Annotated in this window: 4 protein-coding genes and 2 pseudogenes; 2 read left to right on the forward strand and 4 right to left on the reverse strand. The window is 67.5% G+C overall.

The genetic code is table 11. The features are described 5' to 3' along the window. Positions 1-317, forward strand: a pseudogene (locus G9E11_RS04135) (glucose-6-phosphate dehydrogenase assembly protein OpcA); the annotation flags it as partial. A gap of 192 nt (positions 318-509) precedes the next feature. On the opposite strand, the pseudogene G9E11_RS04140 reads toward G9E11_RS04135, so the two are convergent. Both G9E11_RS04140 and G9E11_RS04145 read right to left on the reverse strand, forming a co-directional pair. Beyond that, positions 510-1,337 (reverse strand): annotated as a pseudogene (locus G9E11_RS04140) (ABC transporter permease); the annotation flags it as partial. A gap of 152 nt (positions 1,338-1,489) precedes the next feature. Then, positions 1,490-2,263, reverse strand: a complete 774-nt coding sequence (locus tag G9E11_RS04145) for a trans-aconitate 2-methyltransferase (RefSeq protein WP_190603136.1) — start codon at positions 2,261-2,263, stop codon at positions 1,490-1,492. A gap of 131 nt (positions 2,264-2,394) precedes the next feature. Between G9E11_RS04145 and G9E11_RS04150 the strand changes: the two genes are divergently transcribed. After that, positions 2,395-4,941 carry a DEAD/DEAH box helicase gene (locus G9E11_RS04150; RefSeq protein ID WP_190603139.1) on the forward strand — a complete coding sequence of 849 codons (2,547 nt, stop codon included), beginning with the start codon at positions 2,395-2,397 and terminating at the stop codon, positions 4,939-4,941. A gap of 61 nt (positions 4,942-5,002) precedes the next feature. Here the strand turns inward: G9E11_RS04150 and G9E11_RS04155 are convergent, their stop codons facing one another. After that, complete coding sequence (locus G9E11_RS04155) at positions 5,003-5,623, reverse strand: hypothetical protein (protein WP_190603141.1); 621 nt, start codon at positions 5,621-5,623, stop codon at positions 5,003-5,005. Then, a partial coding sequence (locus tag G9E11_RS04160; RefSeq protein ID WP_479686149.1) for a LuxE/PaaK family acyltransferase occupies positions 5,620-6,246 on the reverse strand: 627 nt, incomplete at its 5' end. The genes G9E11_RS04155 and G9E11_RS04160, both read right to left, overlap by 4 nt.

Below are 6,246 nucleotides of genomic sequence, written 5' to 3' on the forward strand. Positions count from 1 at the left end.
CCTACAAGGCCGGCGACACCGACCTCGCCTGGACCCGGCTGACGAACTGGCGGATCCAGCTCGCCGCCGTCCTGGACCAGGCCGACACCTCACCCGTGACCGCGGTCGCGGTCGAAGGCGCCTCGGACTCACCCAGCACCATCCTGCTCGCAGCCTGGCTGACCCTGTCCCTGGACGCCCCCGTCACGATCGTCGCGGACCCCGCCGGCACCGGCATCCGCCGGGTCCGGCTCACCCGCACCAGCGGCGACGTCCAGCTCTTCCGCCCCGGCCTCACCATCGCCGAACTCACCCAACCCGGCCAACCCGCACAACGCACCCCCCGGGGCGCCGGGCTCCGGCGGGGCCTGCACCGCGGCCGCGGGACGCGTCCCGGTGCGTTCCGGGGCGGGCAGGCCCAGAGCCGGGGTCACATCCAGCACATCCTGGATCCGTTCGGCGCAGACGGCCGCGCGCGGTGCGGTGCTGAGTACGTACATGGCCATCATGATGGCCAGCAGGATCTGCAGGATGTAGGCGATGAAGGCCGTGAGGGCGCCCACCTCCATGCTGCCGCTGGTGATCAGGTGGCCGCCGAACCAGACCACGGCCACCGAGGAGAGGTTCACCACGATCATGATCATCGGCAGCATGCCGGCCACCAGGAGGGCGGACTGGAGGTTGTTTCGGGTCAGCCTCCGGTTCGCTTCCGCGAAGCGGGCCGCCTCGTGCTTCTGCCGGACGAAGCCGCGGATGACGTTGACGCCGATAATCTGTTCGCGGAGGATCCGGGTGACGCCGTCGATGAGTGCCTGCCCCGTCCGGTAGAGCGGGATGAGGCGGCGCACGATCAGGTACATGATGAGCACCAGCAGCGGGACTATGACGATGACGACGGCGGACAGGGCCGCATTTTGCTGGACCGCCAGGATGATTCCGCCGATGCCCATGACGGGCGCCGCGGCGAGCATGGTGAAAACCAGGACCGCGAACGTCTGGATTTGCTGGACGTCGTTGGTGGACCTGGTGACAAGGCTGGCCGTGCCGAACGTCCCGATCTCCTGGGACGACATGGCCTGGACCTGGGAGAACAGCTCGCGCCGCAGGCGGTGGCCGATCTTCATGGCGACGTCGGCCCCCAGGTACCCGGCGCCCAGGGCGGCTGCAGCCTGCAAAGCGGTGAGCACCATCATCCAGCCGCCGAGCCCCAGGATTACTCCGGGCTGGTTGGCGAGGATCCCGTCGTCGATGATGCTCGCGTTCAGCGTCGGCAACAGCAGGTTTCCCGCGGTCTGCACCACCTGCAGCGCGATGATCGCCCAGACAGCCGTCCGGTGTTCGCCCAAGAGGCGGAGCATCAGGCCGAAAAGCACCGCGCCTCCTTCATCGCCTGGGCGTATGGGAGCCAGGCTCGGCCCCCAATAACCGCTTGGCCATTGTAAGCCAGATCACATAGGACCGCGCGGGGGGTTGCGGGGCGGGTTGCGCCGCGAGCCGGGAGCATGCTGCCCTAGAGCTTGCGGGCCACTGCAAAGATCCTGCGGAACGGGTACACCGTGCCGTGCGGAGTTGGCGGATAGGCGTCGGTCAGCCGGGCGCCGTATTCGGCCTCGAACCCGGCGGCGTCCTCCGGCGAAAGCGCGGCCAGCACGGGCCGCAGGCCTGCGCCCCGCACCCAGTCCAGCACCGGGTTTTCGCCGGTGAGCACCTGCTGGTAGGTGGTTTCCCATGCGTCGGCGGCGCATCCGGCGTCGAGCATGATCTCCAGGTAGCGTGCGGGCGGCGCCACCGCCTCATCGTGGCGCAGCACGCCGGCAAGCTTGCCGGCCCACTTCGGCGACTCGGCGACGTCGCGCATCAGGGTATGGGAAGCGGAAGTGAAGTTGCCCGGCACCTGCAGGGCGAACCACGCTCCCGGCTTCAGCGCCGCCAGCCAGCCGGCCAGCAGTTCGGGGTGCCCGGGGACCCACTGCAGCGCCGCGTTGCTCACCACGACGTCTGTGTCCTCGGAGGGCAGCCAGGAGGCGATGTCGCCGCGGCTGAACTCCAGCCCCGGGGCGGACTGCCGGTGCTGTTCGGCCATTGCCAGCATCTCGGCTGAGGAATCCAGGCCCACAACTTGCGCGTCTGGCCAGCGGGCCGCGAGCGTGGCGGTCAGGTTTCCGGGGCCGCAGCCCAGGTCCACCACCTGCCGCGGAGAGTCGGCGAGGACGCGGCCGGTCAGGTCAAAGAACGGGCGCTGCCGGTAGTCCCCGAACTGGACGTATTTGGCGGGATCCCACACATGGCCTCCGGTTGTTCGATGAACGCAGTTTCGTTGGAGCTTCGTCGTTGAAGTTTTGTCCTGGCAGAGCGAGCCTAGCGCCGGCCGGCACGAAACCGTTCATGGACGCGCTGGCACTAAGCTGGAAGGCAATGAAACTCGTTGAACAGCTCCCCGCCCCGTCCGCACGGATCACCACCGGAACCGGCGCGGACCCGGACACGCTGTACGAGCGCTTCGTGGAGTGGACCGAGAGCCGCGGCCTGCAGCTCTACCCGGCGCAGGACGAGGCGATCATGGAGCTGGCCTCCGGCGCCAACGTCATCCTCGCGACGCCCACCGGATCAGGCAAGTCCCTCGTTGCCATTGCGGCCCACTTCCAGGCGATGGCCCGTGGCGAGCGAAGTTACTACACGGCCCCCATCAAGGCCCTGGTGTCCGAAAAGTTCTTTGCGCTCTGCGAGATCTTCGGGGCGGAGAACGTCGGCATGATCACTGGCGACTCCGGCGTGAACCAGGACGCCCCGATCATCTGCTGCACCGCCGAGATCCTGGCGAACACCGCCCTGCGCGAAGGCGCCGCGGCCGATCTGGGCGCCGTCATCATGGACGAGTTCCACTTCTACTCCGATCCGCAGCGCGGCTGGGCGTGGCAGGTTCCGCTGCTGGAACTCCCGCAGGCGCAGTTCCTCCTCATGTCCGCCACGCTGGGCGACGTCAGCCGCTTCGAAGCCGGCATGACCGAACTCACCGGGCGGCCCACCACCACGGTCAGCTCGGCCGAGCGCCCCATTCCTCTGCACTACTACTACCGCGAGACGCCGGTCCACGAGACCCTCGAAGAACTGCTGGGCACCCGGGAAGTGCCGGTCTACGTGGTGCATTTCAGCCAGGCGGAGGCCATCGAGCGCGCCCAGACGCTGATGAGCATCAACGTGTGCACGCGTGAAGAAAAGGACAAGATCGCCGAGCTCATCGCGAACTTCCGTTTCGCGGCAGGTTTCGGCAAGACGCTGAACCGCCTGGTCCGGCACGGCATCGGAGTGCACCACGCCGGCATGCTGCCCAAGTACCGCCGCCTCGTGGAACAGCTGGCCCAGGCTGGCCTGCTTAAGGTCATCTGCGGCACGGACACGCTGGGCGTGGGAATCAACGTTCCCATCCGCACCGTCGTGCTCACCGCACTGAGCAAGTACGACGGCGTACGCACCCGCCTGCTCAACTCCCGTGAGTTCCACCAGATTGCCGGAAGGGCCGGCCGTGCCGGCTACGATACGGCCGGCACCGTGGCGGTGCAGGCCCCCGAGCACGTGGTGGAGAACGTCAAGGCGATGGCCAAGGCCACCGCGAAGTTCGGCGACGACCAGCGGAAGCTGCGCCAGGTGGTGAAGAAGAAGCCGCCGGAGGGGTTCGTGTCCTGGGGCCAGCCCACCTACAACCGCTTGGTGGATTCCGTTCCGGACCCGTTGACCTCCAGTTTCACCGTGACCCATGCGATGCTCATGAACCTCATGGAGCGTCCGGGCGACCCGTTCGCCGCGGCGCGCCGGCTCCTCACGGAGAACCACGAGGGTCGCCCTTCACAGCTTCGGCTCATGAAGAAGGCCCTGGGGATCTACCGGGAGTTGCTCGCGGCCGAGGTTGTGGAGCGCATCCCGGCCGCGGAGCAGGGAACGGACGGCCGCACGGTCCGCCTGACCGTCCACCTGCAGCCCAACTTTGCCCTGAACCAGCCGCTGTCGCCGTTTGCACTGGCTGCGCTGGACCTGATGGACCCCGAGTCGCCGTCCTACGCCGTCGACGTCGTTTCCGTGATTGAAGCCACGCTGGAGAAGCCGCGGCAGATCCTGTCCGCGCAGCAGAAGAAGGCACGCGGTGAGGCCGTGGCCGCCATGAAGGCGGACGGCATCGAGTATGAGCAGCGGATGGCCATGCTCGATGAGGTCACCTATCCCCGGCCGCTCGCGGAAATCCTGGGCGAGGCCTTCGAGGTGTACCGCAAGGCGGCGCCCTGGGTAGGCGACTTTGAACTGGCCCCCAAGTCGATCATCCGGGACATGTACGAGCGCGCGATGAACTTCGGCGAGTTCGTGCAGTTCTACGGCCTTGCCCGCTCCGAAGGCATCGTGCTGCGGTACCTGGCGGACGGCTTCAAGGCACTCCGGCAGACCGTTCCGCAGGATGCGCTGCGGGAGGACCTCGAGGACCTCATCGCTTGGCTCGGTGAGCTGGTGCGGCAGGTGGACTCCAGCCTGCTGGACGAATGGGAGGAACTGGCCTCCGGTGCCGCCCCGACGCCGCACGACGCACCGCCGCCCCGGCCGCCGTCGCTTACGTCCAACATCCGGGCCTTCCGGGTCATGGTCCGCAACGAGATGTTCCGGCGCGTCGAGCTTTTTGCGGACGAGGACGCCGTTGCCCTCGGCGAGCTCGACGGCGACGCTGGCTGGGACGCCGACCGCTGGGAAGACGTCCTGGACGACTACTTCGATGAGCACGACGACATCGGCACCGGCCCTGACGCGCGCGGGCCCGGACTGCTCATCATCACCGAGGAACCCGGTGTCTGGAAGGTCCGGCAGATCTTCGATGACCCGGCGGGCAACCATGACTGGGGGATCTCCGCGGAGGTGGACCTGGCCGCCTCGGACGAGACCGGCACTGCGGTGGTCCGGGTGACCGGAGCGAACCGGCTCTGACCGGCTCTGACCGGCTCTGCCAGCCGGCAGTGTGCTTCCGAACAGATGGAACAGTAAACGTTTAACGTGGGGCGTACCTCAGCAGTTTCACGACCATGCTGGCCTGGCCGGACGAGAACCGGTCCCCCGACTCGGGGTCGAGCCACGGTGCAGGGTCCTCGGGGTCGCCGGTCAGCTCCAGGACCGGTAGGGGCAGGGCAGGCGCCCGCCCGTTCCCGGTGAACAACAGGTTTGGCATGGTGGCGGGGTCGTGGTAGACCCGGCGCTTGCGGTCCCGGGTCATTTCGTCGGGGCTGTGGCACGTATAGCCGGCCCAGTGGACAGGGCCCGGGCAGGCATCAGGGCCCGGCCGGGTATTTTGGCTTGTATCCGTGTGCGGAATTGGCTGGGCCCGGGGCGCTTGAGCTACCGGCTTCTGATCCTCAGACGGCGGGGTGGACTTGACGTATTCCACCCACTGCCCGTTGACCTCAACGTAGAGCAGGTTCTGCTCGCCGCCCAGAAAATAGGCTGTAACGCCGGCGCGCACATTCGCAGCCGGATCGGTCTGCACTGCGGGCGGCATGCTGCTGCCGGTCGTTACTTCATGCATCTGACTGACCACCGTCAGTACCGGTTCCTGCTGGGCGGTGGCCGTACTTAGGAACGGGCGGGTTCCGGCGATGGATGACGCCGCTTTCATGGGCCTGTCCCTTCCATCACCGTGACACGGCCCTGCGGTGCCGCCACCGCAGGCTCGGCGGTTATGCCCGATCCGAGGTAGCGCTCGATGCTGACGGGGCAGTCGCCCAGCCCGCCGCCCTGCCCCCGGCGGCGGAAGTTGATGACCTGGCCGGTTCTGCCGCACCCGCAGGTGCCCGTCTCGACCTCGCCCATGTCGTCGGTGAGGAGGAAACCGGGGTAGCTGGTGCTGAGGGCGTCCAGTACTGCGATGGTGCCGGTCTCCCCCGGGGCGAGCTCCTTGCCGTTCTGGCCAGGGTCCCGGATGGAGATGTAGCACCACGGCGGAACGTGTTTGCGATGCAGGTGGCATTCGACTGCGAGCATGTTCGACTCGATCATCCCGTACATGTCGCGCACGTTCACCGCGCGCACGCCGAGCAAGTCGTGGCACCGCTCCCGAAAGCCTTCGTCAGGGATGGCCTCGGCCGTGTGCCGCTTCCAGCCGCCGAGAGTGATGATCATGCTGTACGGGTCCAAGCGCACCTTGATGTTCTCCCGTTCAAGGAACCGGAGGAGCTGGCCGATGAGGAACGGCGGGCTGACGATGTGGCGTGTCATATGCCCCTCCCACCGGTGCAGGTG

This window comes from Arthrobacter ipis (genome assembly GCF_014694315.1).
Taxonomy (GTDB): domain Bacteria; phylum Actinomycetota; class Actinomycetes; order Actinomycetales; family Micrococcaceae; genus Arthrobacter; species Arthrobacter ipis.